A 25,471-nucleotide genomic window follows, 5' to 3' on the forward strand; every position below is an offset into this window, starting at 1 on the left:
CCTAAGACGTCTTCTGCCTTGCACGTGTTTGTATAAACGAGCTGGAAGATATGGATCTAATTTTTCAGCAGGTAAAGGCGTGTCTGGTTCACATAACACACCCTTAATATTATCTTTGTGTAGTCTTTCTAATTTTTGAGCTTCGAGATAAAGCTTTTTAGCAAGGCTTAAGCTGAACATCCCACATTCAGAGGAACTGCGTTGAATATTCATTTCTGCCATGGCAAAATGAATGTTAGGCAATTGGTGATGTTCAATGGATTGTCGCGTTCTTAATGCCAGTAAGGCGGGGAGTGTGTCACGCAGTGAGGTAGGTTCTAAAAATATCAGAGATGTCTTGTCCCCTATGGTTTGATGATCAATGACAGCAAAATGAATTCCCCTATCTTTTGCGTTAACAATCAGTCTAGAAGATTTTATGCCCTTTTCGAGCGTTTCTTTTAGTGAGAGTGCAAAGTCGTCAGGTGTCATTGCAAGTTTAAGATTCATCTCTGGATATTTACGATTTGCTTGATCTACCAAGGCTGGCATCATGTAAAGATCTAAAATATCATAATAATTTTTGATCCAACTGCCATCGGCATTATGTTGTTCTAAACCAGCAACAATATCTTTTAACTCGGCACGGTTGAAAGGAGTGTTTTTTATTTTTTCGATGTTAAGCCGTTCTAAATGTGCAGCAAGAGTGTCTAATGATGCATTTGCATGCGCCCCTTCAGGTGCGCTTGCGCCTTCTGGTGTTTGTGAGGAATGAGGTGGGGGAGAATCTTGTGGCTTCATAATCTTAGCCTCCATGCTGATGATCGATAGGTGGTATTATCTTCTTCAATTCTGGCTAAACAATGTTTTGAAAAAAAGCCTTTGCATCTTGAAAGGTGAGGCGATGAGAGCATAATGATGCCGTTTTCATATTTTTATGCGTGTATTGCTCATTATTGCTGTGATGTATGATATTGGTATTTTATGGGGGGATTATTAGGGCGTTCTGTTGGGAGCCCTTAGTGAATACGACTTGTTTTGAAAATCTCAAAATTATGGGGCTGTTGGTGATGCAAATTGGGTGATGCAAAAGAAAACAGTCAGAAAAAGACGAAAGATACCTTCAAACCGTAAAGTTTTAAACATTGTCGCGAAACACACTGTTTATAACAGTCTATAATAATGCGAAAATTTTATGATGAAATCTGGACGCAGAAAACCCCTTACCGCACCTGTCATTAAATACGATTTTTCATATTCTGTCAACCGCAAAACGATTATTTTTCCTTTTTTATCGTGGAAAAAAATCTACAGAAAAAAGCTCATTCATTAGCTATGCAGCAAAATATCTTGTTTTAATGGAAAAGTTTTTGATGTGGCAAAAAACATTTTCTCCTTTGAGAAAGGCGTGGACAAGATGAAAGGAGAATTGTGGTTTTGAAATCCGTGGTATTTTATTGATGAAATTGGGAAGGCGGTGATTGGAAGGTGTTGCGGGGCAAAGCTTTAGGTGTTGCGCAGGGGGTGTTCCGTGGGGGATGACGAGGTGGGGTGTTCCGTGGGTGGTTAGAGGCGTGATGGCTCTTCGAGTGGCTGTTGGGGTCTCTAAAGGTTTCTGTATAAAGATTTATTGAGTAAACGCTTTTTCTCCTTTGAGAAAGGCGTGGACAAGATGAAGGGAGAATTGTGGTTTTGAAATCCGTGGTATTTTATTGATGAAATTGGGAAGGCGGTGGTTGGATGGTGTTGCGGGGCAAAGCTTTAGGTGTTGGCGATTTGTGGGGGCGATTGGGGTTGTGCTGGCTGTCGTATTAGCGGTGGTGTGATGGGTGGAGGGTTATCGGTGCAGTTGTTGATGAGGGAGAAGATTGTTGGTAGGGGCTTTTTCTTTCCTTTAAGGGATGATGCTTTTAATTTTGTCAAAGATCAACGGGTTGTTTTAATGATAAGCTATTGATTTATAGTGGATATTTTATCGTTATTTATCTTGAATGAGAAACCCAGATTATGCTGAAATAAAAGCCATAGCTTTTGTCCGTCATAAGATCAGGAAAGCCATATAGAATTGTACAAGAAAAGACGTAAAATGACGATAATGAATTGTCTTAAAAGCTAAGGATGTCGCGATATTGGGCGAAGTTTATGATGAGGGTGGTTTGTTACAATGGGGGTAGAGGGGAGAATGTTGCTGTTTTAAAGAGGGGCAAAATATTTATCCTGCCCATGCCGTGAATATGTCGTGAATTATTGTCCTTTGAGGCATGGTTAAGTGAGGCCATGGGTAGATTAAGGTTAAGTTTCTTTGACAGGTTGAAGTATTTTTTTAAAGGGCGTGGTGGATATTTTAAAGCTTGTTTGTTGTGCGCTTTAAGCTTGTTAATTCTATGAAATTCTATGAAAGGGCAAGCTCAGTGGATCTCAAGTGCACCCTGCCAAAAGGGGACTTTATAAAGGAGCTGGTTATAAAGAGGCATGTTATAAAAGGAGGGGGAGAATCTTTATCCTGTGTGAAGGAGAAGAAACAATGGGTGTTTTAGCAAAGGCTCTTTGGGGTAGAACTGTCAAAATGTTTATAAAGGGCATCAAGAATAATACGCAACGAACCAACAAGATTAGGCAGCGGTTGATCTTCTATAACAAGATAGTGTAATGCCGCATGAAAGTTGTGTTGACGATGTAGATATTGTGCTTCTTTAATCGCTTCTTGCATATCTTCATAGTGTTCCGTTGCTCTTTGGACCCATTGCTTTTTTGCTTTCTCATCTGATGCGCTGTGTGTAAAACCATCGTAATAGCCGTTTGGTAAACCTTTTGCACATAAATAGTCGTTTCTAATTTGCAAGTATTGTTGTGCCGTGTCATATTGTTCTTTACTGATGCCTGATGAAGCCTCTTTATAGCCAAGCAAACAAAGACGCCCAATATAGGTCCCAACAAGCGGATTTTTCGCTTCTTCGAGGCTTAAACCAAAGTGTTTTGCACGCATTTCAATCGCAGATTGAAGCGCAGATTCGCTGGAGCTTTGGGCACGTGAAATACGTCCTTTGGGCTCTCGCTTTCCTGTTATTTTCGGTCTACCGCGTTTTTTACGTATTTTCATGAACTTAACCATTTGAATGAAAAAGAAACTGTCTGTTGATGGGGGACAGTGATGTAAAAAGCACTTGGCGCAAATATTGGGGGGAGCAAATACTTAAAAGGAGGAAAATACTGGGGGGGGGAGTGAGCAAATACTGGGAAATATCAGCCGTTGCAGATCAAAAAACAAACGATACTAAAGGCGTCTTTAAGCACAAAGAAAAGCAACGGTGTGGGGCGAAAAAATCATCTTTTTTATCTTATCCCTATCAGTTTTATCTTCCGCCCCTATCATGCTTATTTTTTCATGGATAGCGAATTATTTGCTTTTTAAATATTTTTTAACTGTTCTTGAGAGATTGAAGGAAAATTTTTGTCAAATGTGAATGAAAAAATAAGAATGGATTTTAAGGGCATGTCATCGTCTTTTCTAATAGGAAGTTTTTTCTAATGGGATTATTTGTCTCTTTTTTCACGAGCGCTTTGTGGAAACTTTTCAATTCCACCTTTGAAAAGTCATTGTTTTCTTAAGTTGGGAGCTTGTTATTTGGGTTCTCTTATTTTTTTGTTGGTGGGCGCTTTCCCAAGATATTTGATATACATCACGCTGTTAAGCATATTTTTATCCTTTATAGGAGATATGTTGTCTTCTTTTGAGTGGCAGAGAGCGGCAAAAAGCAAACCTCCGTATCCTATTATAATAGCATAAGATGCTCTATGTTTTCAAATAAAATATCGTTTATCGGCTTAAAATAAACTGTGAATGATCTCGCTATTTGGTTTGGTATTTCCTTTATAAGTATCCTTTATAGAGTATAAAATTTTCCGTTTTAATGGATCTCATCATAAGACGAGGGGATGTCGTTTAAAGGAAAGGATGCATTATCGAAAGAAGCTGTTTTTATAAGAAGAAAATGCCTTTATAAAAAGATGCTTTTATGGGAGATGCCTTGATGAATGTAGGGGCTGTATAAATGTGGGGGCTGTGAGATATTTCATCTTTAATGAAGCCTTTTTAATTAAGAAGCTTTCAAATGAGGATTAAGGTTGTTTGTCGCGCGCTTTTCATACTGGATAATCGGTTGCTTGTTCGACTTTGTGTTGTGTTGCTTTTTAAAGAGCCATGTCTTAGGGCTCTCTTTTGACCATTTCGCAAGGGTGCTCATGAAGGGTATAACGATAAAGTCCCCCAATGAAATCCATATAAAGTTTGAATAATATAAAATCTATTGCACACTTCCATTTTTACGCTTGTGAAGAAGAAAGTCCATAGCATCACACATTTTGCCAGCTCTCATTGTTGCGACAGCCCTTGGCATTTGAGACGCTTCCTTAGAGGCATTTATCATCCTTTCTTAATATTTTACTCTATATGGCTCTTTCTGCTTGTAACGCGCAAGAGACATGGTTTGGATTGGCCCAATATGGAACAGGTTTGGAATAAGACAATCCTATGCTATTTAGGGTTCTCATTTAAGGTGCTAAATAATAAATTGTTATAAATCAGTATGTTATTAGTAAAATTTTACACATCATATATTTTTTAGATTGAATATTTTTGCTTGTTGAGTTTTGTGAAACATTGTCTTTTAAGGTGTGGGTCATAGATAAGGAGACACAATAGCGTTTGTGCTTGTAAGCCTGAGAGATTGTATGTTGTCGCGTATAGGGAATTTAAAAAAATAGACTTAAAAAGTCCTATAGCACGGGTTTCATGGTGAAAAGAGTGCTCGATAAATCGGTTTTTCTGGTTGCATGTTTTCAAAGAGTGAATGGGCATTTTAGAAGTGAGAAAATATCCATATGATCGAAGATAAATCACAACACCAATCTATCCATGAGGAAAATACGGCTTTTGCATCACAGCCAGGGGTGAATCAGTCTGCAGTTTTTAAAAAATGGACGGCTCTCTCAAGAAGAGATTACGTCATCATTTTGTGTTGGGCTATCCCCTTGTTGGTGCTTTTTGCCGCGACTGTCTATATGAGCCCTTTGGAGTTTTTTCACATTATATCTAAAGAACAGCTTCAAGCACTGGAGAAAATGGAACAAGGAGATCTTCGAAAAATGACTAAGGAGATTTTGAAACAGCCTTTTGAAAATAATCCTGCTGTCTTGTTTTTGCGTAACGTAGGATGGAATGGTGTTTGGGCTTGTTTATGTTTCTTACCGCAAATGATTTGGTTTTGTCTTGTGCTGTTCTTTCCATTCTTTTTTGTCTTTAACGCCATCTCTAAACGGGATGTCAAGGAAATGATGAAGCTGTGGGATACATTGCCAGAGCAGCAACAGCTAGACAACCAATCTCTCAACAGAACACAATAGGGAAACGAGAGGCTAATTCTTTTGTAAGGAGTTTTGGAATGTTGATCACAGGAGGGTTGGGTGCTTTCATGTTTCTCGGGGAGATCATGATACTGTTTTCTACCGTCATGACAATCTTTGCACTTTATTATTCGTTGATAAAACGGACAATATTGTTGTTTTGGATGCGGCGCAAATTAAAAAAGGGTGCAGCGCAGAATTTGGGGCATAATCAGGCAGGAGGGAAAGGACAGAATACAGTTTGTGCAATAGAATTAAGCCCCCTTTCTTTTAAAGAATCTTTGGAACTTTCAAGAAAAGATTATTTTATCATCTTTTTTCTAGCCTTCATTGTGATTGTGTCTCTTACAGGTTTGATAGCTTTTTTTTCTTTTCTTATAAAATCTGCGATTGTTTTACACGGTTATATGGTTCTATTGTTTACGGTTGGCATGTTTGTCATGCAGCTGCTGTTGTGGTTCTGGCTATGGATTATTGTTTTTTTACCTGTCATTTTAATTCTCCATAGTTTCCTTCAGTATGGCGTGGAAAAAACAATGAAGAGGTTAGAAACATTTGTTTGAGCAGAGGATAAAAATGATGATTTCATATCAATGCGATAGGGGGGAAAAATGACTATTGTTATAAAATGTTTGGCTGTTTTAGGGATCACCATCATTGCCATTTTAATGGCTATAGTTATGGTCAGGCTTCCTTACCTGTTGATCAAGCATATGAGGTTATCTTTTAAAATCGCTCAAGACTTGAAAAAGAGTACGATGCAACAAAAACAAGCCATACAACAATTGCGCAATGATCAGGGAGAAATGAAAAGACACAATCTTGTGCATAAGACCCTTGATGCGAAAATGCGCTTTCTTAACTTCAAAGAATCTCTGCCTCTTTCTTCAAAAGAATGTAAAATAATCTTTTTTATCTTTGTCCTCTTTTCTGTTTTGCGGGCTGCTTGCTCTATCGCAAATTTGGTATGGTGGAAGAGTGATATGATCAGCGGGATCATGTCACTGTTGAACGCTTCTCTATGGATTGGATTTCTTCTCTTTTTTCCGATCATTTGGGTGATGTGCATAAAGTTAACAAGAAAATTGAACAAAATACTTCCACAATTGGAAGAAGCAATAAAACAACGCGATCAGGCAATTCGTATGCAGAATGGGCGTGGAGGATAAAATGACGGGTAGTCTTATAACATTAATAGCCATTTCTTTCCTGTTATATATGATCGTAAATATTTTATTGTGGGTGCCAGTTTGGACAATTTGTTACTTGTTTATCAAGCGTGCGAGGCTTTATTGTCGCGTGAAAAAGGAACTGAAATGCGTGCTGAATGAACGCGATATTGCCTTAAAACAGATCTCCCAAAAATAAAAAAGCAGCAGAATGTTTGATAAAAAACAGCTTTCTCTTGTTTGGCAAGACTATAAAAAAATATGCTATCTTTCTACGGTTATAGTGACTGCTCCAATAGTTATAACTGTTGTCGTTAAGATATGGAGAGGGCAGGACTTTGTTTCTCTTGTCGTATTCGAGCCACTAGCATGGATGCTTGCCTGTGTTTTTTTATTCTTACCGATTGTTTTTATTATGCGTTTTATCGTGACACGTCAGTTGAACAAGATGATACGGCAATTAGAAGAAGAGGTTGAGCAGAAAGGAGCTCCCGTCATATTATACGATGTGAATGAGGGAAAGTGAGCGAGGGGAAAGTGAGCGAGGGAAAAATGAGCGAGGGGAAAAAGTGAAGAGAGGCTTTTGTTGAGCCTTGCTTTTGACTTGTTCATTAAGGTGCATGGGTGTACTTCTCGTTTTATGCTTTTTTATATTTGTGTCGTGTTTTTTAAAGAATTGGTGCTTTTGCTTGAGAGGTGCTCTTGCTTGAGTGGGATTCTTGTGAGCTTTTAAGGGGAAAGTGAAGAGGGGCTGCTCTTGGACTTTACTTGCTGTTTCTGTTCTCTTAAAGAGAGAAAATCTTGTAACTTATTTTCTTTTATCAAGCATAAAAATCTGTCTTACCAAGCGATATTGAGAGCGAAAAATCTATACTTAAAGCAAAAGATATTCTGGTGTTTGGGGAAGAAGAGCCCATTTTCTTGCAGGTGGAGAGGCAAGACGCATAGAGAAGACGCGCCAAAAGCTTAAGTTTTTGATCAAGACGTTTTGCTCTATGGAAAGGGCAACAGTGCTTTTAAAGAGCTTGGGGTGGAGGGGGGAAATTGAAAGAAAAGAGGGACATCTATTTATTTACGAGACCGTTATTTATTTACGAGACCGCTAAGGACAGTTTCTCTCTCTCTGGATGAAAAAGGTTTTGTGCAATTTGGTTATGGAATTGTGAGAGACGCTGGTATACATGCGGCGGCTTGCCAAATAATTAATCCTTATCATTTTGAGGCTTTATCATTTTGGGGGGGGGCCAGATTGACAACGAGGCATTGAGGCAAAGGGGTGGATTTTAAGGAAAAGAGATTGAAAATTTTTGAGGAAAAGGTAAGCGTAGGGCGTTTACGTCGTGTGCTTGAGGAAGCTTTAGATGAGGCGATGACTGAGGTTGATCTGGGACTGAGGGTGATCTTGGCCGCGTGCTTGGCTTTCAATATGGGGGCACCACCTTGGAAAAAGGGGTGTTTTGGCTTGTAAGCGCGCATGTATAAGCGCGTATAGGGCAAATGAATAAAATACGTAGAGGGGATTTATAGTGCTTGCATTACTCTGAGAAGGGTGCTAAGCGAATTTACCGCGCTGGTGGCGTGCTATCAAATATTGAAGAGTGGGAATTTTAGAAGTGGGGGAGTATCCGTATGATCGAAGATAAATCACAACACCAATTTGCCCATAAGGGAGATAAGGCTTTTGTATCACAGTCAGTGTTGGATCAATCGGCAACTTTCAAAAAATGGATGATGCTTTCAACAAGCGATTATATCATCATTTGTTGTTTGGCTATCCTCTTGTTGGTGCTTTTTTCCGCGTCTGCCTATATGAGCCCTTTGGAATTTTTTCACGTTATATCCAAGGAACAGCTCCAAGCACTGGGACAAATGAAACAAGAAAGTCTTCAGGAAAGACTTCAGGAAAGTCTTAAACACCCTTTCCAAAATCCTATAATTCAGCATGTTCTTGATGCGGGGTGGAATAGTGTTTGGGCTTTTTTATGTCTCTTACCGCAAATAATTTTTGGCGGTCTTTTTGGGTTGTTTCCGCTCTTTTTTGTCTTTAACGCCGTATTTAAACGGGATGTGAAGGAAATGATGCTACAATGGGAAACCTTGCCAGAGCAGCAACAGCTAGACAACCAATCTCTTAACAGAAGACAATAGGGGGAAAAGTGACCGCTTCTTTAATCATTGGAATGTTGATTGCCGTAGGGACGGCAATTTTTATTTGTTCTGCAATTTTTATGGTATTCCTTTCTACCATGGTGACAATCGTTGCACTTTATTATTCGTTGATAAAACGGACAATCTTGTTATTGGCGACGCAGCGAAAATTAAAAAAGGGTACAGCGCAGAATTTGAGGCATTATCAGGCAGGAGGGAGAGGACAGAATACAGTTCTTACAACACAGTTGCGTGCCTTTTCTTTTCAAGAATCTTTGCTTCTCTCAAAAAAAGATTATTTTATGATCTTTTCTATCGCCTTCGTTATGGTTGCACTTTGCACAGGTATTGTCGTTTTTTCAGCTTTTCTTCCAAAATCTGCGGTTTTTTTGCACAATTACGCGCCTATAGTGCTTCACATTATTGATTTTGTCATGAAACTGCTGTTTTGGGTCTGGGCATGTATTGTTGTTTCTTTACCTGTCATTTTAATTCTCCATAGTTTCCTTCAGTATGGCGTGCAAGAAACAGTAAAGGAATTAGAAACATTTGCTTGAGAAGAGAATAAAAATGATGATTTCACATCAATACGATAGGGAAAAAAAGGGAGCATTATGATGCAACATTTAGCTTTTTTAGGGGGCATCGTCATTGCCATTTTAATGGTTATGGTCATTGTTAGGCTTCCTTACTTGTTGATCAAGCATATCAGGTTATCTTTTAAACTCGCTCAAGGCTTGAAAAAGAGTACGACGCAACAAAAGCAAGCCATACAACAATTGCGCAATGATCTGGGAGAAATGAAAAGACACAATCTCGCCCATAAGACCCTTGATGCGAAAATGCGCTTTCTTAACTTCAAAGAATCTCTGCCTTTTTATTCAAAAGAATGTAAAATAATCTTTTTTATCCTTATTCTCTTTTCTGTTTTGCAATCTGCTTTCTCTATCGCAAATTTTGTATGGTGGAAAAATGATAATGTTGCCTTTATCATGCAGCTGTTGAGCCTTATATGGTTAGGGGTTCTTCTCTTTTTTCCGATCATTGGGATCATGTGCATAAAGTTAACGAGAAAATTGAACAAAATACTTCCACAATTGGAAGAAGCGATACAACAACGCGATCAGGCAATGCGTATGCAGAATGTGGAAGGGGGACAAAATGACGAGTAGTCTTATAACATTAATAGCCATTTCTTTCCTGTTCTTTACGCTCTTAAGTGTTTTAATATGGGTGCCAATCGTTGTCATTTATTACCTGTTTATCAAGCGTGCGCGGCTTTATTGTCGCGTGAAAAAGGAACTGAAATGCGTGTTGAATGAACGCGATATTGCCTTAAAACAGATCTCCCAAAAATAAAAAAGCAGCAGAATGTTTGATAAAAAACAGCTTTCTCTTGTTTGGCAAGACTATAAAAAAATATTCTATCTTTCTACGGTCATGGCGACTGCTCCAATAGTTATAACTGTTGTCGTTAAAATATGGAGAGGGCAGGACTTTGTTTCTCTTGTCGTATTCGAGCCACTGGCATGGATGCTTGCCTGTGTTTTTTTATTCTTACCGATTGTTTTTATTATGCGTTTTATCGTGACCCGTCAGTTGAACAAAATGATACGGCAATTAGAAGAAGAGGTTGAGCAGAAAGGAGCTCCCGTCATATTATACGATGTGAGCGAGGGGAAAGTGAGCGAGGGGAAAGTGAGCGAGGGAAAAGTGAGCGAAGGGAAAATGAGCGAGGGAAAGTGAGCGAGGGGAAAGTGAGCGAGGGAAAAGTGAGCGAAGGGAAAATGAGCGAGGGAAAGTGAGCGAGGGGAAGTGAGCGAGGGGAAAGTGAGCGAGGGAAAGTGAGCGAGGGGAAAGTGAGCGAGGGGAAGTGAGCGAGGGGAAAGTGAGCGAGGGAAAGTGAGCGAGGGAAAGTGAGCGAGAGAAAAATGAGCGAGGGGAAAGTGAGCGAAGGGAAAGTGAGCGAGGGGAAAGTGAGCGAGGGGAAAGTGAGAGAGGGAAAGTGAGAGAGGGAAAGTGAGAGAGGGAAAGTGAGCGAGAGAAAAATGAGCGAGGGGAAAAAGTGAAGAGAGGCTTTTGTTGAGCCTTGCTTTTGACTTGTTCATTAAGGTGCATGGGTGTACTTCTCGGTTTATGCTTTTTTATATTTGTGTCGTGTTTTTTAAAGAATTGGTGCTTTTGCTTGAGAGGTGCTCTTGCTTGAGTGGTACTTTTGTTTGAGTGGGGATTCTTGCTTGAGTGGGGATTCTTGTGAGCTTTTAAGGGGAAAGTGAAGAGGGGCTGCTCTTGGACTTTACTTGCTGTTGGTGTTTTCTTAAAGAGTGAAAATCTTGTAACTTATTTTCTTTTATCAAGCATAAAAATCTGTCTTACCAAGCGATATTGAGAGAGAAAAATCGATACTTAAAGCAAAATATATTCTGGTGTTTGGGGAAGAAAAGCCCATTTTCTTGCAGGTGGAGAGGCAAGACGCATAGAGAAGACGCGCCAAAAGCTTAAGTTTTTGATCAAGACGTTTTGCTCTATGGAAAGGGCAACAGTGCTTTTAAAGAGCTTGGGGTGGAGGGGGGAAATTGAAAGAAAAGAGAGATATCTATTTATTTACGAGACCGCTAAGGACAGTTTCTCTCTCTCTGGATGAAAAAGGTTTTGTGCAATTTGGTTATGGAATTGTGAGAGACGCTGGTATACATGCGGTGGCTTGCCAAATAATTAATCCTTATCATTTTGGGGCTTTATCATTTTGGGGGGGTGCCAGATTGACAACGAGGCATTGAGGCAAAGGGGTGGGTTTTAAGGAAAAGAGATTGAAAATTTTTGAGGAAAAGGTAAGCGTAGGGCGTTTACGTCGTGTGCTTGAGGAAGCTTGAGATAAGGCGATGACTGAGGTTGATCTGGGACTGAGGTTTATCTTGGCCGCGTGTTTGGGCTTTCAATATGGGGGCACCACCTTGGGGAAAGGAAATTGTTCTATCTCTCAAGTGGACTCTTCTTTACTTGCACACCCTTGGGGCTTTGGTATTGAGGGCTGATGTTAACATTTGGCAGCTTTCTCATAAAAGCTTTATGGAAGATGAAAGTTTGGGCTTTGAAAAAAAATATCGAAAAAATCAATTTGGGCCGGTTTTGTTGTTGATGATTCAAATCGTCATAAAGACAAAGCAACTTCGTTACGATTTTCTTGCACTCGTTTGCTTCTTCTTTGGAAAGCAGCTTATCTTCCTGAAAATAAAAAGAGCACTTAGAATTTTAGAGTCAGAGACCCAAATTTGTGCAATAGAAGAAGATATTTTTATGAAAATTTGATCGAGGAGAAAAGAGAAGCCTTAAGACAGCAGAGGATATATTGTGGGGAATAAAAACATGATGTTTGAAGTTGATGAAAAAAATGCACCCCTGATATTGTCTTTATAAAAGATGAGGGATACAAACGCTTGATATTGATGAACCCTCATTCATTGTGAGGACGAAAGCTTCGGTTCATGAAAATGGCTTGAAAATTGAAACAAATGAGGGATAAAAAATGAGGGGCAATGGAAAAAATTCATCATTGGATGAGGAATTACGGTCTTTTGCGCTTGAAGAAGCGTTTTTAACAAGCAAAAATTATAAAGTCATCTTTTGCATTGCTTTCATTGTGGCAGCTTTAAGAACGGCTCTTCTCTTCTTACTCATGTGGCTTGAGTGGAAGTTGGCGGGGTGGGAAGGGGATGTTATAACAGTTCTCTTTTGCATCGTGCAGGTTATATTAGATTTAATTTTTGTACTCATTCCTGTTGCCTTTGTGGTCCGTATCATCTTTACGCGTTTGTTGAAAAAAAAGATCGATATGTTGGATCAAGAAATCTGGCAGCGGAGAAAAACCGCTTCTCAACAAAACAACGCATGAAGGGAGGGCAGAAAATGAATACTGGTCTTTATATATTCTCATGCGTTGTAGGAGAGTTTCTATTCGTGCGATGTTTGAAGGTGATGAAAAAAAAATGCACCCTTGATATTGTCTTTATAAAAGATGAGGGATACAAGCGCTTGATATTGATGAACCCTCATTCATTGTGAGGACGAAAGCTTCGGTTCATGAAAATGGCTTGAAAATTGAAACAAATGAGGGATAAAAAATGAGGGGCAATGGAAAAAATTCACCATTGGATGAGGAATTACGGTCTTTTGCGCTTGAAGAAGCGTTTCTGACACGCAAAAATTATAAAGTCATCTTTTGTATTGCTTTCATTGTGGCAGCTTTAAGAATGGCTCTTCGCTTCGTACCAATTTTGCTTGGGTGGAAGTTGGCGGAGTGGGAAAGGGATGTCGTGGCAGCTCTCTTGTTAATCATGCAGCTTATATCATGGTTTATTTTTTTGTTCATCCCTGTTGCCTTTGTGGTTCGTATCATTTTCACGGTTCTGTTGAAAGAAAAGATCGATATGTTGGAGCAAGCAATCTGGAAGCGGAGAAAAACCGCTTCTCAACAAAACAGCGCATGAAGGGGCGGGGAAAATGATAGATATTAAAATGATGGATATTGTTGTTGTACTCTCGTGGGGTGTGGGCTTGACGCTTTTCACGCTGCTTTCTGCTGTGGTCGTGATGTTTATTTGGGCATTGTATTACTCTACTTTCAAGCGGGTGAGACTGTATTGCCAAGTGACAAAAGAATTAAGCCGCGTGCTTGAACAACCTGTCGCTTTTGAGCCGTCTAGTGGAGCAACGCCGATGATTAAGCCGTTATCTGAGGAAAAAGAGTTTTCTCTTTCTGATGAGGAAATCTTAACGATGGAAAGTGCAACGGCGCTTTTAAAGAGTTTGGGGTGGAAGGTGGAAATTGAGGGAAAAGGGGATCATTTGGCCACCTATTATTTACCAGATCGTGAAGTGCAGTTTCTTTATAATGCTGAGAAGGGGTATCCGCGATTTGATTGTGCAATTGCGGTGGTTTCTGGTATCCATGCGGCGGCTTGCCAAACGATAGACCCTTATAATTCTGGAGGCTTGATTGCTCTTGAATTGAGTTTTGATGTGAAGGGGGTGGAAATTTTTGAAGAAAAGGTAAGCGTTGGATGTTTACGTCGTGCACTCGAGAAAGCTTTAGAAAAGGCAATGACTGAGGTTGATCTTGGCAAGATGCTTCACTCTCAATATAGAATCCTGCCTTGGGAAAACAAAACTGTGGTCCCTCGGTTGGCTTCTTATTCCCTGCGTTATCTTGCAGCTCTGGCTTTGATGGGCGATGTTGAAACTTTACACTCTTATCACAAAAGCTTTATGGAAGGTGAGAAGCTGGGCTTTGAGGCAAGCATCGAAGAAGAGCATCTGGAACGCGCAATGGTGATCGCTCAAGCGGTAGAAAAGACAAAGCAACCCAGTTACGATTTGCTTCAACAGGCGGCAAAGGATTTTTCCATGGAGGTAGAGAGCTATGAATATTTTAGAGCTACAGATCCCAATTTGTGCAATAGAAGAAGAGATTCTTATGAAAATTTGATCGAGGAAAAAAGAGAAGAATTAAGGCAACAGGGATATTTTGTTTACGAAAAGGACGCGATTTGTGAGGTTGATGGAAAAAACTATCGTCCTCATATTCTTTACATAAAGGATGGGGAGTTAGAATATATGGATGTAGAAATTAGGGTTGAGGAAAAAAATTATTGAGAAAAAATAAAGCGTTTAGATAAATTAAAAAGAGCTTAAACCTAAAAATAGAGCGTAAAAAGCGCGAAGCGTAAAAGCAGAGGGGAACAATGCAGGAGAAAAAAGCAACATTTGAAGAGTCTTTCTTTTCATTTAGAAAATTTATGGTGTCTTCAGTGGAAAGGCGTAAAGGGGTGGGACGGTGTAAAATAATAGGGCACCGCTTTTTTATCATGTTTTGTACATGCCTTATCATGATGGCTTTAGAAGTTCCTGCGGGTGCAAAGTCTCTGGTACAGCCGTTGCAATGGACAAGATGGGAAGGAATTGGTTCTCTTATTTTTCTCTTACCAGTGTTGATATGGTTTTGTCTTCTCACACCCCTTCCTATTTTGTGGGGCATTTGTCGTTTTAAAGAGCGTAAATTGGAAAAAATAAAGAAAAAACTAAAAGAAAAAATAAAGCAGCAAGAGATTAATCAATGAGGTTATATGCATGAGGGGTGAGATCGCGTTTTTTATTTTGTTTCTGCCGGTTGGATATTTTCTTCTAAATGCAGTTACAGTTTTTGCCATTTTTGTGAATATGATTATTGTGGCGCCTTATTATTCTTTAATAAAGCGTTTGAGGCTCTATTACAGAGTGAAAAAACAAAGACGTTTGATGAAAGAACAGCCGCAGCATTTTTGTTTCTTTGAAAAAAGCGGAAAAGAAAAAGAGAGAGTGCCGCAAAACTTAGCACTAGAAACACAGATAAGTTTCTATTCGTTAAAAAAATGGCTCGCTTTTTCACGCAAAGATTATATCCTCCACGCATGCCTCTCTTTCATCATTATGTTTTTCAAAGCTTATGTCTATGTGATTTTCTCTAAAGGGATAGCTGCTAAGGTAGATGAGAGCAGATTTGAATATTTTGCCATTCTCTTGCTTTTCTGGTTTTTTTTATCGGTATGTATTTTTGCAACGATCCCTGTTGTTGTGATCCTTCGTGAAATTTTAACTCATCGGTTGAAAAAGAAGATTCAGCAGTTGGAAGAAGTGACTGAAGCAACCCAATCAATCAATTTATAAAGGGAAGGGGATAAAATGCATTACGAAATAGCGGCATTTTGGACGGTGATTTTGATCATTCTGCTGGGGGGTTTTTTTGATTTTTTCTTAACAATACCCATTGTGGCACTGTATATTTCTTTTATCAAGCGTTTGATCTCGTATTACAAGGTTACCAAACAATTAAACGCAGCGCTGAAAAAGCGCATGTAGTGCTCGTGTCATGGGGGAGGCATAAGTTTTAGATCATGCCATTGCTTCACGGCTTGGGAGGAGGGCATCGATTGTTTTTCTCATTTTACGCTGATCTCTGGGGGAATGGAGGGCGTTGGGGGGAAAGGGCTGTTGGCAATGAATAGGCTGATGATAGGTTTGTAATAGGCTTGTATAGGCTTTAATGGGGCGGTTTATCGGAAGTTTGCTTGTTTTCTGTGAATTTGCAAAATCGTAAAAACGTGAAACTGTAATAGGGTGTGTGGTTGCTCAAGAGCCGTGATGGTTGTGGGGCGGATATGGGGTAAAGAGGGTGCCAATGGAGGCGTAAAGGTTGGATTGTGCAATGCGTCAAAATTGAAATGGGGGAATGGGGAATTGGGGGAATGGGGTAATGGAGGGCGTTGGGGGAAAAGGGTTGATGGCAATGAATAGGCTGATGGTAGGTTTGTAATAGGCTTGTATAGGCTTTAATGGGGCGGTTTATCGGCAGTTTGCTTGTTTTCTGTGAATTTGCAAAATCGTAAAAACGTGGAACTGTAAAAGGGTGTGTGGTTGCTCAAGAGCCGTGACGGTTGTGGGGAGGATATGGGGTAAAGAGGGTGCCAATGGAGGATGGTTGGATTGTGAAATGCGTCAAAATTGGAATGGGGAGCGTTGGGGGAATGGGGAGCGTTGGGGGAATGGGGGAATGGGGGCGTTGGGGGAAAAGGGTTGATGGCAATGAATAGGCTGGTGATAGGTTTGTAATAGGCTGATGATAGGCTTTAATGGGGCGGTTTATCGGCAGTTTGCTTGTTTTCTGTGAATTTGCAAAATCGTAAAAACGTGAAACTGTAAAACGGTGTGTGGTTGCTCAAGGGCTGTGAGGGTTGTGGGGCGGTTGGGGAGAAAAGGTGCCAATGGAGGATAGTTGGATTGTGAAATGCGTCAAAATTGGAATGGAGTAATGGGGAATTGGGGGAATGGAGGGCGTTGGGGGAAAAGGGTTGATGGCAATGAATAGGCTGGTGATAGGTTTGTAATAGGCTTGTATAGGCTTTAATGGGGCGGTTTATCGGAAGTTTGCTAGTTTTCTGTGAATTTGCAAAATCGTAAAAACGTGAAACTGTAATAGGGTGTGTGGTTGCTCAAGAGCTGTGATGGTTGTGAGAGGGGGATAAGCCCGTGTGAGAAGGGTTAGAAAAACGTTTGGTTTTGGAGCTGTTGATATAGGCATGCTGTTTAGAGGCGTAAGGGAGGGGGATTGTTCGTTCTCAAAGCCTATGATGTAAGGAGAGTATGGGCTATTCAAGAGGGTGTTCGGGTATGGATAGAGATTGAAGGGGCACTGCTTCTTTGCAAAGCAGAGGTATTGATCATAAGTTTTGTTTATTCATATGGTTTTTTATGGCATCCAGTACCTGTTGGCTTATCTCCTTATGGGTCAGCCATCGTAAACCTTTGGGCGTTGTTTTTTGTCCTAATTGAATGGGGATAAAATCAACCTTGTTTTTGCGCGCGCACTCGAGGATCATTTGATCATGCATGTTGGAACCAAAAATATGAAGAATACATGGCGGTTTAGGCAAAAGAGCCAACTGCTCAATTAATGCGCAAGAAAATGCATAGGCGGGCGAATGAATCCATAATATGCAATATTTTAGATCATGCCATTGCTTCACAGCTTCTAAAAATTGCGCCTTTGATGCCGCACAATCATAATCCAACGACACACACAACTGTTTGTTGTGCAATGCCTCAAGCTGGACTTTATGGGAAAGAAAGCGTGCAGCAATAATCACTTCTTGCGGCTTTAGTGATTGATACAAAGGGGCAAGCATCCCTGTACCCCCTACCACTAAATAACGATAGTGCGCATCCTTTTTTTTCATGCCCCCTCCCTTATTACTTTAAATCCCACCTCTTTGCTTTAAAAATGTGTACATTTCATCAGCAAGTCTTTCACAACGTGTTTGTACCTCTTCACTTATAACTTTCCAAGTACGACCTTCATCATCTGAGGAAAAATCTTCGTTGGAAGAGGCGATTTGACATTGGAGTGTATAACCATAAAGCGTGTGTACCACCGGAACTAAATGCTCACACGGTTGTGCGCATTTTTTGGCCGTACTCCCATGAGAGATAAGCCCAACAGGTTTATTTAAAAAGGCATTATAGCTCAAATTATCAAGAGCATTTTTTAAAACACCCGAATAAGACCCTTGATAAACGGGGCTTGCTAGAATAACGCCATCAGCCGCTGCAATAGTTTTTACAAACTCACGGACCGCAGCACTTGGATTAGCCTCTACCTGCTGATGATAATCGGGATCTGTCATCGGCAAGGGCTGTTCACGCAAATCAACCCACTGAAGTGATGCACCCCGCTTTATGAGGCAATCCGCTAAATAATTGGCTAAAGTTCTTGTTAAGGAAGGTTGACGCACAGACCCCAAAATAATTGCTATATTCAACAGGATTCTCCTTTATCTTTTCCCCACAAGCCTATAACGCAAGGCTTATAAAGAAGTGTGAGTAAAATGGCGCGTATCAATGCTGTTTATAAAGAGCAATTGTGCTGATATCGCATAGTTATAGAATCAATCCATGCTAACAAGATTGTTGACAAAACAACACCTCAAACTTGCAAGGGAATGTTAGTGCTTTCATTGATATTAAAATGCTTGATCTCAAGAATTGCGGCTGTCTCTCTGTCTTAGAAGCGCTTTTATGAATATATTCTAAGCTATTGGCTTGCAAGATCCCCAATGAAAAATGGAATGTATCGTCATATTTTGAATGATCATTGATCCTTTTTAATTGGAATAAGAAAGTTGTAAGATTTTCTCATTTCAAATGCTCTTATTGCGCGATCATTTGCAAATCAATGGAAGTTCCTTTTTTCATGTCTTAAGTGGGGGGTCCGAAAACAATTGAGAAAAGAATAAAAATGCTTCTGTCTTTTCAAGGGATAAAGGCTATCGTAGAAGCTAGATAGGGCTGTTTTTTGGGCAGGGGTGGGGTTGTCGCAGGGAGCCTTAGGCTAATGGGGTTGTCCGTGTTGAGGAACGAGTTATGGCGTAGCTTGTTGCAAGGGAGGGTAAGGCTATTGTAGAGGCCGCAGGGGGCGTATATGAATGGCGCCGGATTACATTTTTTATTGAAACAATAGGGGTGATAGAGTTTATAGTAAGGGGGATATATTCATGGGGGCGCTATTGTTATCCCCTTCATGGGGGATGTTCATGAAATGGGGTGTACGCGCGTTGGTTTGGAAGTGTTGAGAGATTTCTTTAAAACAAGCACGTGAATTGGCAAAAGTATTGGCAACATAAATAGGCGATACGAGTGTTCTTTGGGTATTCTGTTTGACGACAATGGACGCAATGGTGCTTTGAGAGATTATGCGTATTACAAGGGAGGGTAAGGCTATTGTAGAGGCCGCAGGGGGCGTATATGAATGGCGCCGGATTACATTTTTTATTGAAACAATGGTGGTGATAGAGTTTATAGTAAGGGGGATATATTCATGGGAGCGCTATTGTTATCCCTTTCATGGGGGATGTTCATGAAATGGGGGTGATGCGCGGTGGTTTGCAAGTGTTGAGAGATGTTTCTTTAAAACAAGCACGTGAATTGGCAAAAGTATTGGCAACATGAATATGCAATACGAGTGTTTTCTGGGGTGTTCTGTTTGACGATAATGGATGCAATGGTGCTTTGAGAGATTATGCGTATTACAAGGGAGGGTAAGGCTATTGTAGAGGCCGCAGGGGGCGTATATGAATGGTGCCGGATTACATTTTTTATTGAAACAATGGTGGTGATAGAGTTTATAGTAAGGGGATATATTCATGGAGGCGCTATTGTTATCCCCTTCATGGGGGCTGTTCATGAAATGGGGGTGATGCGCGTTGGTTTGGAAGTGTTGAGAGATTTCTCTAAAACAAGCACGTGAATTGGCAAAAGTATTGGCAACATGAATATGCAATACGAGTATTTTCTGGGGTGTTCTGTTTGACGATAATGGATGCAATTGTGCTTTGAGAGATTATGCGTGTCCTTATAAAGTTAGGGACAAACAGTTGCATAAAAGGGAAGAGCAAATGAAGGGGGAAAATTCCACATTTTATAACAAACGGTGCTCTCTTTTTTTTGGAAAATCATTTCGTTCTTATAAAGATCATATGATTATTTGTCTTATTTCTATCCTTATTGGGATAGGTTATAAAGCTCTTTTGATCCCATTAGAAGCCAAGTGGCCGTTGAGTGTATCGCAGGATAGCACTCTTTTGGCGCTTTTTGTGCTGCGTGAAGTTATCATGGTGGTTGTTGTTGCCTTGATGCCTGTTTTATTGGTGCTTTATCTCATCTTAACGTATTTGTTGAAAAAAAAGATTCAGCAGTTAGAAGAGGCTATCCAGCAACGGGGTCACACAATCGATCAACAAAATAATCCAGTAAAAAACAATAGAGAAAAAATAAGCTGTTTTTTTATCGTATACTTTTGGTTGATATTTCTGCTAAACGTCTTTTTTCCTGCGGGTGTTGTCATGCTCATTTTAGAATTTTACTATTTTGTTTTCAAGCAGGTGAGAACGTATCGTAAAGTGAGACGGGCATTAAAACGCGTAAGATAAAGAGAGTGACAAGGCGCTTTTGTAGCTATCGTGAGGGGTAAGAGGCAATGTTTAGAAGCTCTCGTGACACAAGAAGAGGGGATGGTTGGAAAATCATCTGGCAAAGAGGATAGCCTATTTTCGTTTGTAATGAGGAGGATGCTCTTAATCATTGGGAAGAGCAACCGCGCTTTTAGAAAGTTGGGGGTTTTTGTTGAAAACAAGGGAAGCGCCATGCATCGCACTTTTCGTGGTTCTTAAAAGAGCGGGCATGAGATAAAGAAATGCGTTTTTCATAAAAAAAGGAAGAGCAATGAAGGGGAAAAATTCAGCATTTTATAATGGACTGCGCCATTTTTTCGAAAAAAGTATTTTTTCTGTGCGAGAGCATGTTGTCATTTGTTTTCTCTCTCTCATTATTGAGCTATGGAACAGGATTTTCTTTCTTGAGCTATGGAACAGGATTCTCTCTCTCTCATCCTTGGATAGCAAAGAGTACAGCATTTTTTCTCTTGAGCTGTGGAACAAGATTTTCTTTCTCCTATCCTTGGGTAGCAATGGGGAACGGACAGGGTGGTGGGATACACCTCTTTTTCTCTCTCTGTATGCGTTTTGGAAAGTTATTATAGTGTGTGTTTTGGTCTTATTCCCAGTTATGTTGATACTCTACATCATATTGTGGTTTTTGTTGGTAAAAAATATTCGGAAATTGAAAGGAATAGATCAGCAACGGGGTAAAATAACCGATCAAAAGGATCGATATAAAGAAAGTGTGAACTGGAAAATGGACGATATTCTTGTCATGATATTTGTTTTCGTGCTTATGTGCGTGACATTGGTGGTTGCTTGTATTCCCATGATGATTTTAGAACTTTATTATGGTGTCTTTAAGCAGGTGAGAACGTATCGCTGTTTAAGAAAAGAACTGAAAAACGTCTTGCAAGAACAGGATACAGCGTTTGAGAAGTCATGAGAGGGAAAAATAATGAAGAAATTATGAGAGATTCAGCCTTTATAGGGATTGCTCTCTATACCATTTTGCCTCTGATATTTTTTGGTGCTCTTTCATGAGGTGTCCGTAAACATTGCTCTAAGGAGCAGTGTTGAGGGTGGCATTGAGTGAAAGAAAAGCCGATTATGGATTAGTATTGATTTAAGGGAATAAGAGCCCTTGGGGTTTAGAGCCTAGAGTGAGTGCTTGGGACTTACTTTATCGTTTGAGGCGTGAGGAAGGAACGGTTTTGCTTGTAGGGGCGCGCGGTATATGGGTTGTTTTCGTATTTTTAGGAGCCTTGTTCATTCAAGCTTTGAAATGAATCCTATTGAAGTGGGGTTGCAGGGTCATTTTCTTGAAAATAGGAGAATTTTTGGGAAGAAAAAGCTGAATTGTGACTATTGTTTACAGATTGGCGTGGTTTGAAAATCTTTATTGTTTGCAATGTGAGGAAGGTAAGAGGGTGGCAAGGTAGCAGGAATATTATAATTTTTATTATGACGCAAACCATAATGGTCTGTGTACTTTTCTTTATTCCGGTGGTATTTGGGTTTTGCATCATCATAATGCGTAAATTGGAAAAAAATCCAGAAACGAGAAGAGGCAATCTCTGTGTGATAGCAAATAAGCTCTCTGTCGCACGGGTCTTTTCAAAGAGTGAGAGGGGAATACATGAAGGAGCAAAATTGGGCATCAGAGCAAGAAACGCATAAAGGAGCGCATTCTTTTTCGCTCCAGCACGTGTTGCTCTCAGCAAAGGATTATAAAATTATCTTTGCTATTGCGGTTCTCATTATCATGTGGAAAATGGTTCTAGAAATACCAGGTGTATTGAATTGGCAGCTGACAGGGTGGCAATATGTTGTGCATGCCGTTCTCTTTAAAACAACGGACATCATAACGGTTTGTGTTATTATTTTTATTCCGGTTATGTTACGGCTTCGCACCAAAGTGACGGGTGAGTTGCGAAAAAATATTCAGAAACTAGAAGAAGCAATCTCGGTGCGAGAGCACATAAGCTCTCTGTCGCACGGGCTTTTTTAAAGACTGAGAGGGGAAAAATGAACAGTGATCCTATAGCCGTATTTCTATTAGATCCCGGATTCTGGGTGATGATTGTTATTTGCATGATCATTATCATGCTTATTTTAGCTCTTTATACCTCTGTCTTTAAACGGATGAAAATGAATTTCCAAGTGAAAGGCGAGCTGGAAAGAGTGCTTAAAGAAAATGATCTTGCAACGCAGCAGTTTTGGAAAGATGAAGCTGTGGTGCAGGAGAGGCGTTTGCAACTAAAGGAAAAAGAGTTCTCTGCCGATTATGATGATGATGATGAAATTCTCACGATAGAAAGTGCAACAGGGCTTTTAAAAAGCTTGGGATGGTCGGTGGAAATCGAGGGAAAGGGAGATTATTTGGCAACCCTCTTTTTACCAGATCGCGAAGTGCAGTTTCTTTATAACGAGCAACGAGTGGAAGAGTTTTCGCCTTTTGATCGCGGACTTTTAATTATGAGCGGTATTTTTGCGGCGGCTTGTCAGACGATTAATCCTCATAATTCTGGGGTTGTGCCAACGGTATTTATGAATTTTGTACCCAATGGATTGGAAATTTTTGAAGAAAAAGTGAGCGTCCAGCTTTTAAAGAAAGCACTCGATAAAACTTTAAAATGGACAATGGAAGATGATTCTTTGCATGAAATGTTTCGCTCTCAATATGGTATTCCCCCTTGGGAAAAAGACTCTTTATCTTGGGCACCGGATGATGACATAGAGCTCGCACCTTATGCTTTGCTGCATCTTGCTGCTCTTGCCTTACTTGGCGATGTTGAGACTTTAGCTTCTTATGACGAAAGTTTTACGGCAGGGGAGAAGCTTGGCTTTGATGAAACCATTGAAAAAGTCCATTTGGAACGCGCGATGGTGATCGCTCAAGAAGTGAAAAGGGAAGGAAAGTTCAGTTACGATCTACTGGAACGGGTTGCTGAGAAGTGGTCTATAGCCATGGACTATCAGCTTTTCAGAGTGAGATCCCCTAATACGTGTAATCAAAAACGTGCTTTTCATAAAAAATTAGTCGAGGAGAAAAAACAAGAATTAAGGGAACAAGGATTTGATGTGAGTGATGAACAGTTCGTGTTTGAAGCAGAGGGGGTAAAACATGCTCCTGATATTACTTATATTAAAGATGGTGAACCTGCATTTATGGATATAAAAATTGATTAGTGTTGTACTCTCCTGTTGAAGGAAAGCACTCTTATTTAAAAGATGTGAAAGCGCCATGATTGAGACGCTTTCACACCTTTCTTACCAGAGCCAAATAAAGGGCTCGAAAAATCAAGAATAATAGCCAAGATTTTAAAAAATAGACTGGAAATAGCTTGATCCTCAAGAATAGGGGGAAAAATCAATTATAAATTCTACTCTCTTCTTTAAGACTGTTCTGTTGTTTTGTTAGAAAATGCTCATAAATTATCGCTTATTCAAGTGCCTTATTCAAGCGCTATGAGGGAAAGGTCCATTGACTAAAGCGCTATGGGGGAGCTTTAAGGGTTAGAGCCTTTGTCATTTGAGGGGAGAGGAAGGCAAAAAATGGCATTTTTGAGCAGTGTTAGGGTCTTTTTCCTTTGAGGTGTTTTTTGTCTTTAAGCTGTTCTTGCCAATGAAGCAGCGCTTGTTAAGCTGCAACAACGTTTCAGTATGGTGATCTTGATACAAAAATTTATATGGTATTTTTGTGTTTTTCAGTCTGCTTCATGGAGATCTGTAAGCCAATCCGATGATGTAGGGGATGCATGGTCATTTTCTTGAAACAGAGGAACTTTTGGGAAGAACAAGAAGAATAAAAGGAATTGCGGCTTCTCATTGATTAAAGCGCTATGGGGGAGCTTTAAGGGTTAGAGCCTATGGGGGAGCTTTAAGGGTTAGAGCCTTTGTCATTTGAGGGGAGAGGAAGGCAAAAATGGCATTTTTGAGCAGTGTTAGGGTCTTTTTCCTTTGAGGTGTTTTTTGTCTTTAAGAAGTTCTTGCCAATGAAGCAGCGCTTGTTAAGCTGCAACAACGTTTCAGTATGGTGATATTGATACAAAAATTTATATGGTATTTTTGTGTTTTTCAGTCTGCTTCATGGAGATCTGTAAGCCAATCCGATGATGTAGGGGATGCATGGTCATTTTCTTGAAACAGAGGAACTTTTGGGAAGAACAAGAAGAATAAAAGGAATTTCTGATTCTCATTGATTAAAGCGCTATGGGGGGAGCTTTAAGGGTTAGAGCCTATGGGGGAGCTTTAAGGGTTAGAGCCTTTGTCATTTGAGGGGAGAGGAAGGCAAAAAATGGCATTTTTGAAGGCTGTGATATTTGGCCAATAAAAATAAAAACACAATAAAAATTAAACTAAAACAAAGGAAAAATTAAACTAAAAAAGGCCCCATTTAAAAAGGGCCTTTTTATTTAAGTTTTACAATATATACAAAATGTATATAACTTTACTTTAAGAACTTTTTGTAGCTTATACTCTAGTAGAAACAAGTTGTATGAAATATATAATAATTGATCCTAAAAAACTAGCTATTGCATTCAATAAACTTTTTCCTTTCTCGTATATATCGTTTATTGATGCTTGTTCTGATGCGCTTCTATTACTGACTCTCAGTATATTCAATGTATCCGATGTGTCCCTTACTTGTTTAACAAACTGTAAATTTGTTTTCTCAATAGTATAAGGTGCAACAATAGGAGAGGGCTGTTTATTGACTATACGATCAGATTTTTGAATCGCGAGAGCTAAACCACTTGTGATAGCCCCCGCTATGAAAAAATATCTGATATTCATAGTTTTTCTCCTATATTTATTTCGATAAATAAATATCGATACGTATCATATATAAATTCGATTTAAATAACTATAGTAAAAATACAACAATCACAAAAAAGAATAAACTTTGTCTATATTTTGACAAAATTTACCCTTAATTGCCTTAATGAATTCTTTTAGATTCGATTTTATGAAGGCGTAAAAAGGTTTGAAAGCTCTGTAGGCAAGTGGAATCCCATAAGATGGGTGATACGGCAGTCGCTAGAAAACTTCCTTTTGTGCCTTTGACCAAGGATTCATAAAAATGAGGGTTCATAAAAATGAGATGCGATGAAAATTGAGTAAAACCCTTGAAGGGAAGGATTCACTCTATTGAAGGCGGAGTGAATCCTCTTATGGATTGGATACTGCCTTATGAGGGTTCGGCAGTTTCCGTTGAGGGGAAGGATGCACTCTTTTTGAGGGCTA

General features: G+C 39.7%; 30 protein-coding genes. 25 read left to right on the forward strand and 5 right to left on the reverse strand.

What is annotated here, in order from left to right; all coding sequences use genetic code 11:
* Together ACFILH_RS00795 and ACFILH_RS00800 are read right to left on the reverse strand one after the other, a co-directional pair.
* The coding region (locus ACFILH_RS00795) for a YopJ/AvrA family T3SS effector serine/threonine acetyltransferase (RefSeq protein ID WP_375667228.1) at positions 1 to 780 on the reverse strand (780 nt) is incomplete at its 3' end.
* A gap of 1,732 nt (positions 781 to 2,512) precedes the next feature.
* On the reverse strand, positions 2,513 to 3,079 hold the full coding sequence (locus tag ACFILH_RS00800; protein WP_273790898.1) for a hypothetical protein: 567 nt from the start codon (positions 3,077 to 3,079) through the stop codon (positions 2,513 to 2,515).
* 1,781 nt (positions 3,080 to 4,860) lie between these two features.
* Here ACFILH_RS00800 and ACFILH_RS00805 point away from each other — a divergent pair.
* The 18 genes from ACFILH_RS00805 to ACFILH_RS00890 all read left to right on the forward strand — a co-directional run bounded on the left by ACFILH_RS00805 (position 4,861) and on the right by ACFILH_RS00890 (position 16,311).
* Positions 4,861 to 5,382: a hypothetical protein gene (locus ACFILH_RS00805; RefSeq protein ID WP_375665130.1), complete on the forward strand. Its 522-nt coding sequence runs from the start codon at positions 4,861 to 4,863 to the stop codon at positions 5,380 to 5,382.
* A 38-nt stretch (positions 5,383 to 5,420) separates the two neighbouring features.
* Positions 5,421 to 5,945, forward strand: a complete 525-nt coding sequence (locus ACFILH_RS00810; RefSeq protein ID WP_273790895.1) for a hypothetical protein — start codon at positions 5,421 to 5,423, stop codon at positions 5,943 to 5,945.
* A gap of 48 nt (positions 5,946 to 5,993) precedes the next feature.
* Positions 5,994 to 6,551 carry a hypothetical protein gene (locus tag ACFILH_RS00815; RefSeq protein ID WP_375630976.1) on the forward strand — a complete coding sequence of 186 codons (558 nt, stop codon included), beginning with the start codon at positions 5,994 to 5,996 and terminating at the stop codon, positions 6,549 to 6,551.
* A gap of 211 nt (positions 6,552 to 6,762) precedes the next feature.
* On the forward strand, positions 6,763 to 7,077 hold the full coding sequence (locus ACFILH_RS00820) for a hypothetical protein (protein WP_375667229.1): 315 nt from the start codon (positions 6,763 to 6,765) through the stop codon (positions 7,075 to 7,077).
* 771 nt (positions 7,078 to 7,848) lie between these two features.
* Positions 7,849 to 8,019: a hypothetical protein gene (locus ACFILH_RS00825; protein ID WP_375667230.1), complete on the forward strand. Its 171-nt coding sequence runs from the start codon at positions 7,849 to 7,851 to the stop codon at positions 8,017 to 8,019.
* Positions 8,020 to 8,180: 161 nt separating this feature from the next.
* The gene (locus ACFILH_RS00830) at positions 8,181 to 8,699 is read left to right on the forward strand and encodes a hypothetical protein (protein ID WP_375667231.1); all 519 of its coding nucleotides are present in this window, start codon (positions 8,181 to 8,183) and stop codon (positions 8,697 to 8,699) included.
* An 8-nt stretch (positions 8,700 to 8,707) separates the two neighbouring features.
* Positions 8,708 to 9,256, forward strand: a complete 549-nt coding sequence (locus ACFILH_RS00835; protein WP_375667232.1) for a hypothetical protein — start codon at positions 8,708 to 8,710, stop codon at positions 9,254 to 9,256.
* A 57-nt stretch (positions 9,257 to 9,313) separates the two neighbouring features.
* Complete coding sequence (locus ACFILH_RS00840) at positions 9,314 to 9,871, forward strand: hypothetical protein (protein WP_375667233.1); 558 nt, start codon at positions 9,314 to 9,316, stop codon at positions 9,869 to 9,871.
* Positions 9,872 to 10,070: 199 nt separating this feature from the next.
* Positions 10,071 to 10,445 carry a hypothetical protein gene (locus ACFILH_RS00845; RefSeq protein ID WP_375667234.1) on the forward strand — a complete coding sequence of 125 codons (375 nt, stop codon included), beginning with the start codon at positions 10,071 to 10,073 and terminating at the stop codon, positions 10,443 to 10,445.
* A gap of 830 nt (positions 10,446 to 11,275) precedes the next feature.
* Positions 11,276 to 11,479, forward strand: a complete 204-nt coding sequence (locus ACFILH_RS00850; RefSeq protein WP_375667235.1) for a hypothetical protein — start codon at positions 11,276 to 11,278, stop codon at positions 11,477 to 11,479.
* Between the two features lie 289 nt (positions 11,480 to 11,768).
* On the forward strand, positions 11,769 to 12,008 hold the full coding sequence (locus tag ACFILH_RS00855) for a hypothetical protein (protein WP_375666997.1): 240 nt from the start codon (positions 11,769 to 11,771) through the stop codon (positions 12,006 to 12,008).
* A 217-nt stretch (positions 12,009 to 12,225) separates the two neighbouring features.
* Entirely contained in the window at positions 12,226 to 12,591 is a 366-nt protein-coding gene (locus ACFILH_RS00860; protein ID WP_375631433.1) for a hypothetical protein, read from the forward strand.
* A 229-nt stretch (positions 12,592 to 12,820) separates the two neighbouring features.
* On the forward strand, positions 12,821 to 13,186 hold the full coding sequence (locus tag ACFILH_RS00865) for a hypothetical protein (protein WP_375667236.1): 366 nt from the start codon (positions 12,821 to 12,823) through the stop codon (positions 13,184 to 13,186).
* A gap of 13 nt (positions 13,187 to 13,199) precedes the next feature.
* Positions 13,200 to 14,351: a DUF6990 domain-containing protein gene (locus ACFILH_RS00870; RefSeq protein WP_375667237.1), complete on the forward strand. Its 1,152-nt coding sequence runs from the start codon at positions 13,200 to 13,202 to the stop codon at positions 14,349 to 14,351.
* Positions 14,352 to 14,440: 89 nt separating this feature from the next.
* Entirely contained in the window at positions 14,441 to 14,815 is a 375-nt protein-coding gene (locus ACFILH_RS00875) for a hypothetical protein (RefSeq protein WP_375627743.1), read from the forward strand.
* A gap of 10 nt (positions 14,816 to 14,825) precedes the next feature.
* Positions 14,826 to 15,401, forward strand: a complete 576-nt coding sequence (locus tag ACFILH_RS00880) for a hypothetical protein (RefSeq protein WP_375667238.1) — start codon at positions 14,826 to 14,828, stop codon at positions 15,399 to 15,401.
* Between the two features lie 450 nt (positions 15,402 to 15,851).
* Positions 15,852 to 16,028 (forward strand): hypothetical protein, encoded by a 177-nt coding sequence (locus tag ACFILH_RS00885; RefSeq protein WP_375667239.1) that lies wholly within the window; start codon positions 15,852 to 15,854, stop codon positions 16,026 to 16,028.
* 112 nt (positions 16,029 to 16,140) lie between these two features.
* A complete protein-coding gene (locus tag ACFILH_RS00890; RefSeq protein WP_375667240.1) occupies positions 16,141 to 16,311 on the forward strand; it encodes a hypothetical protein in 171 nt (56 codons plus the stop codon).
* A gap of 640 nt (positions 16,312 to 16,951) precedes the next feature.
* Here the strand turns inward: ACFILH_RS00890 and ACFILH_RS00895 are convergent.
* Together ACFILH_RS00895 and ACFILH_RS00900 are read right to left on the reverse strand one after the other, a co-directional pair.
* Complete coding sequence (locus tag ACFILH_RS00895; RefSeq protein ID WP_375637680.1) at positions 16,952 to 17,467, reverse strand: short-chain dehydrogenase; 516 nt, start codon at positions 17,465 to 17,467, stop codon at positions 16,952 to 16,954.
* Positions 17,468 to 17,485: 18 nt separating this feature from the next.
* Positions 17,486 to 18,049, reverse strand: a complete 564-nt coding sequence (locus ACFILH_RS00900) for an NADPH-dependent FMN reductase (RefSeq protein ID WP_375667241.1) — start codon at positions 18,047 to 18,049, stop codon at positions 17,486 to 17,488.
* 1,256 nt (positions 18,050 to 19,305) lie between these two features.
* On the opposite strand from ACFILH_RS00900, the gene ACFILH_RS00905 reads away from it, so the two are divergent.
* The 7 genes from ACFILH_RS00905 to ACFILH_RS00935 all read left to right on the forward strand — a co-directional run bounded on the left by ACFILH_RS00905 (position 19,306) and on the right by ACFILH_RS00935 (position 23,413).
* On the forward strand, positions 19,306 to 19,533 hold the full coding sequence (locus ACFILH_RS00905) for a hypothetical protein (RefSeq protein ID WP_375667242.1): 228 nt from the start codon (positions 19,306 to 19,308) through the stop codon (positions 19,531 to 19,533).
* Positions 19,534 to 19,762: 229 nt separating this feature from the next.
* Entirely contained in the window at positions 19,763 to 20,215 is a 453-nt protein-coding gene (locus tag ACFILH_RS00910) for a hypothetical protein (RefSeq protein ID WP_375667243.1), read from the forward strand.
* Between the two features lie 63 nt (positions 20,216 to 20,278).
* Positions 20,279 to 20,455, forward strand: a complete 177-nt coding sequence (locus ACFILH_RS00915) for a hypothetical protein (protein WP_375654341.1) — start codon at positions 20,279 to 20,281, stop codon at positions 20,453 to 20,455.
* Between the two features lie 427 nt (positions 20,456 to 20,882).
* Positions 20,883 to 21,167, forward strand: a complete 285-nt coding sequence (locus ACFILH_RS00920; protein ID WP_375654340.1) for a hypothetical protein — start codon at positions 20,883 to 20,885, stop codon at positions 21,165 to 21,167.
* A 217-nt stretch (positions 21,168 to 21,384) separates the two neighbouring features.
* A complete protein-coding gene (locus tag ACFILH_RS00925; protein WP_375631441.1) occupies positions 21,385 to 21,510 on the forward strand; it encodes a hypothetical protein in 126 nt (41 codons plus the stop codon).
* 350 nt (positions 21,511 to 21,860) lie between these two features.
* Positions 21,861 to 22,232 carry a hypothetical protein gene (locus tag ACFILH_RS00930; protein WP_375667244.1) on the forward strand — a complete coding sequence of 124 codons (372 nt, stop codon included), beginning with the start codon at positions 21,861 to 21,863 and terminating at the stop codon, positions 22,230 to 22,232.
* A 17-nt stretch (positions 22,233 to 22,249) separates the two neighbouring features.
* A complete protein-coding gene (locus ACFILH_RS00935; protein WP_375667245.1) occupies positions 22,250 to 23,413 on the forward strand; it encodes a DUF6990 domain-containing protein in 1,164 nt (387 codons plus the stop codon).
* Positions 23,414 to 24,697: 1,284 nt separating this feature from the next.
* Here ACFILH_RS00935 and ACFILH_RS00940 read toward each other — a convergent pair.
* On the reverse strand, positions 24,698 to 25,021 hold the full coding sequence (locus tag ACFILH_RS00940) for a hypothetical protein (protein WP_273790865.1): 324 nt from the start codon (positions 25,019 to 25,021) through the stop codon (positions 24,698 to 24,700).
* Between the last annotated feature and the right edge of the window lie 450 nt (positions 25,022 to 25,471).

Origin of the sequence: Bartonella sp. CL435QHHD (genome assembly GCF_042195095.1) — a bacterium.
GTDB lineage: Bacteria > Pseudomonadota > Alphaproteobacteria > Rhizobiales > Rhizobiaceae > Bartonella.

What these genes read in the sequence shown, in the direction of transcription:
- ACFILH_RS00800 (WP_273790898.1), bottom strand. Translation starts at nt 3,079, where the DNA reads ATGAAAATACGTAAAAAACGCGGTAGACCGAAAATAACAGGAAAGCGA.
- ACFILH_RS00805 (WP_375665130.1), top strand. Translation starts at nt 4,861, where the DNA reads ATGATCGAAGATAAATCACAACACCAATCTATCCATGAGGAAAATACG.
- ACFILH_RS00810 (WP_273790895.1), top strand. Translation starts at nt 5,421, where the DNA reads ATGTTGATCACAGGAGGGTTGGGTGCTTTCATGTTTCTCGGGGAGATC.
- ACFILH_RS00815 (WP_375630976.1), top strand. Translation starts at nt 5,994, where the DNA reads ATGACTATTGTTATAAAATGTTTGGCTGTTTTAGGGATCACCATCATT.
- ACFILH_RS00820 (WP_375667229.1), top strand. Translation starts at nt 6,763, where the DNA reads ATGTTTGATAAAAAACAGCTTTCTCTTGTTTGGCAAGACTATAAAAAA.
- ACFILH_RS00830 (WP_375667231.1), top strand. Translation starts at nt 8,181, where the DNA reads ATGATCGAAGATAAATCACAACACCAATTTGCCCATAAGGGAGATAAG.
- ACFILH_RS00840 (WP_375667233.1), top strand. Translation starts at nt 9,314, where the DNA reads ATGATGCAACATTTAGCTTTTTTAGGGGGCATCGTCATTGCCATTTTA.
- ACFILH_RS00845 (WP_375667234.1), top strand. Translation starts at nt 10,071, where the DNA reads ATGTTTGATAAAAAACAGCTTTCTCTTGTTTGGCAAGACTATAAAAAA.
- ACFILH_RS00855 (WP_375666997.1), top strand. Translation starts at nt 11,769, where the DNA reads ATGGAAGATGAAAGTTTGGGCTTTGAAAAAAAATATCGAAAAAATCAA.
- ACFILH_RS00860 (WP_375631433.1), top strand. Translation starts at nt 12,226, where the DNA reads ATGAGGGGCAATGGAAAAAATTCATCATTGGATGAGGAATTACGGTCT.
- ACFILH_RS00865 (WP_375667236.1), top strand. Translation starts at nt 12,821, where the DNA reads ATGAGGGGCAATGGAAAAAATTCACCATTGGATGAGGAATTACGGTCT.
- ACFILH_RS00870 (WP_375667237.1), top strand. Translation starts at nt 13,200, where the DNA reads ATGATAGATATTAAAATGATGGATATTGTTGTTGTACTCTCGTGGGGT.
- ACFILH_RS00875 (WP_375627743.1), top strand. Translation starts at nt 14,441, where the DNA reads ATGCAGGAGAAAAAAGCAACATTTGAAGAGTCTTTCTTTTCATTTAGA.
- ACFILH_RS00880 (WP_375667238.1), top strand. Translation starts at nt 14,826, where the DNA reads ATGAGGGGTGAGATCGCGTTTTTTATTTTGTTTCTGCCGGTTGGATAT.
- ACFILH_RS00895 (WP_375637680.1), bottom strand. Translation starts at nt 17,467, where the DNA reads ATGAAAAAAAAGGATGCGCACTATCGTTATTTAGTGGTAGGGGGTACA.
- ACFILH_RS00905 (WP_375667242.1), top strand. Translation starts at nt 19,306, where the DNA reads ATGCGTATTACAAGGGAGGGTAAGGCTATTGTAGAGGCCGCAGGGGGC.
- ACFILH_RS00910 (WP_375667243.1), top strand. Translation starts at nt 19,763, where the DNA reads ATGATTATTTGTCTTATTTCTATCCTTATTGGGATAGGTTATAAAGCT.
- ACFILH_RS00930 (WP_375667244.1), top strand. Translation starts at nt 21,861, where the DNA reads ATGAAGGAGCAAAATTGGGCATCAGAGCAAGAAACGCATAAAGGAGCG.
- ACFILH_RS00935 (WP_375667245.1), top strand. Translation starts at nt 22,250, where the DNA reads ATGAACAGTGATCCTATAGCCGTATTTCTATTAGATCCCGGATTCTGG.
- ACFILH_RS00940 (WP_273790865.1), bottom strand. Translation starts at nt 25,021, where the DNA reads ATGAATATCAGATATTTTTTCATAGCGGGGGCTATCACAAGTGGTTTA.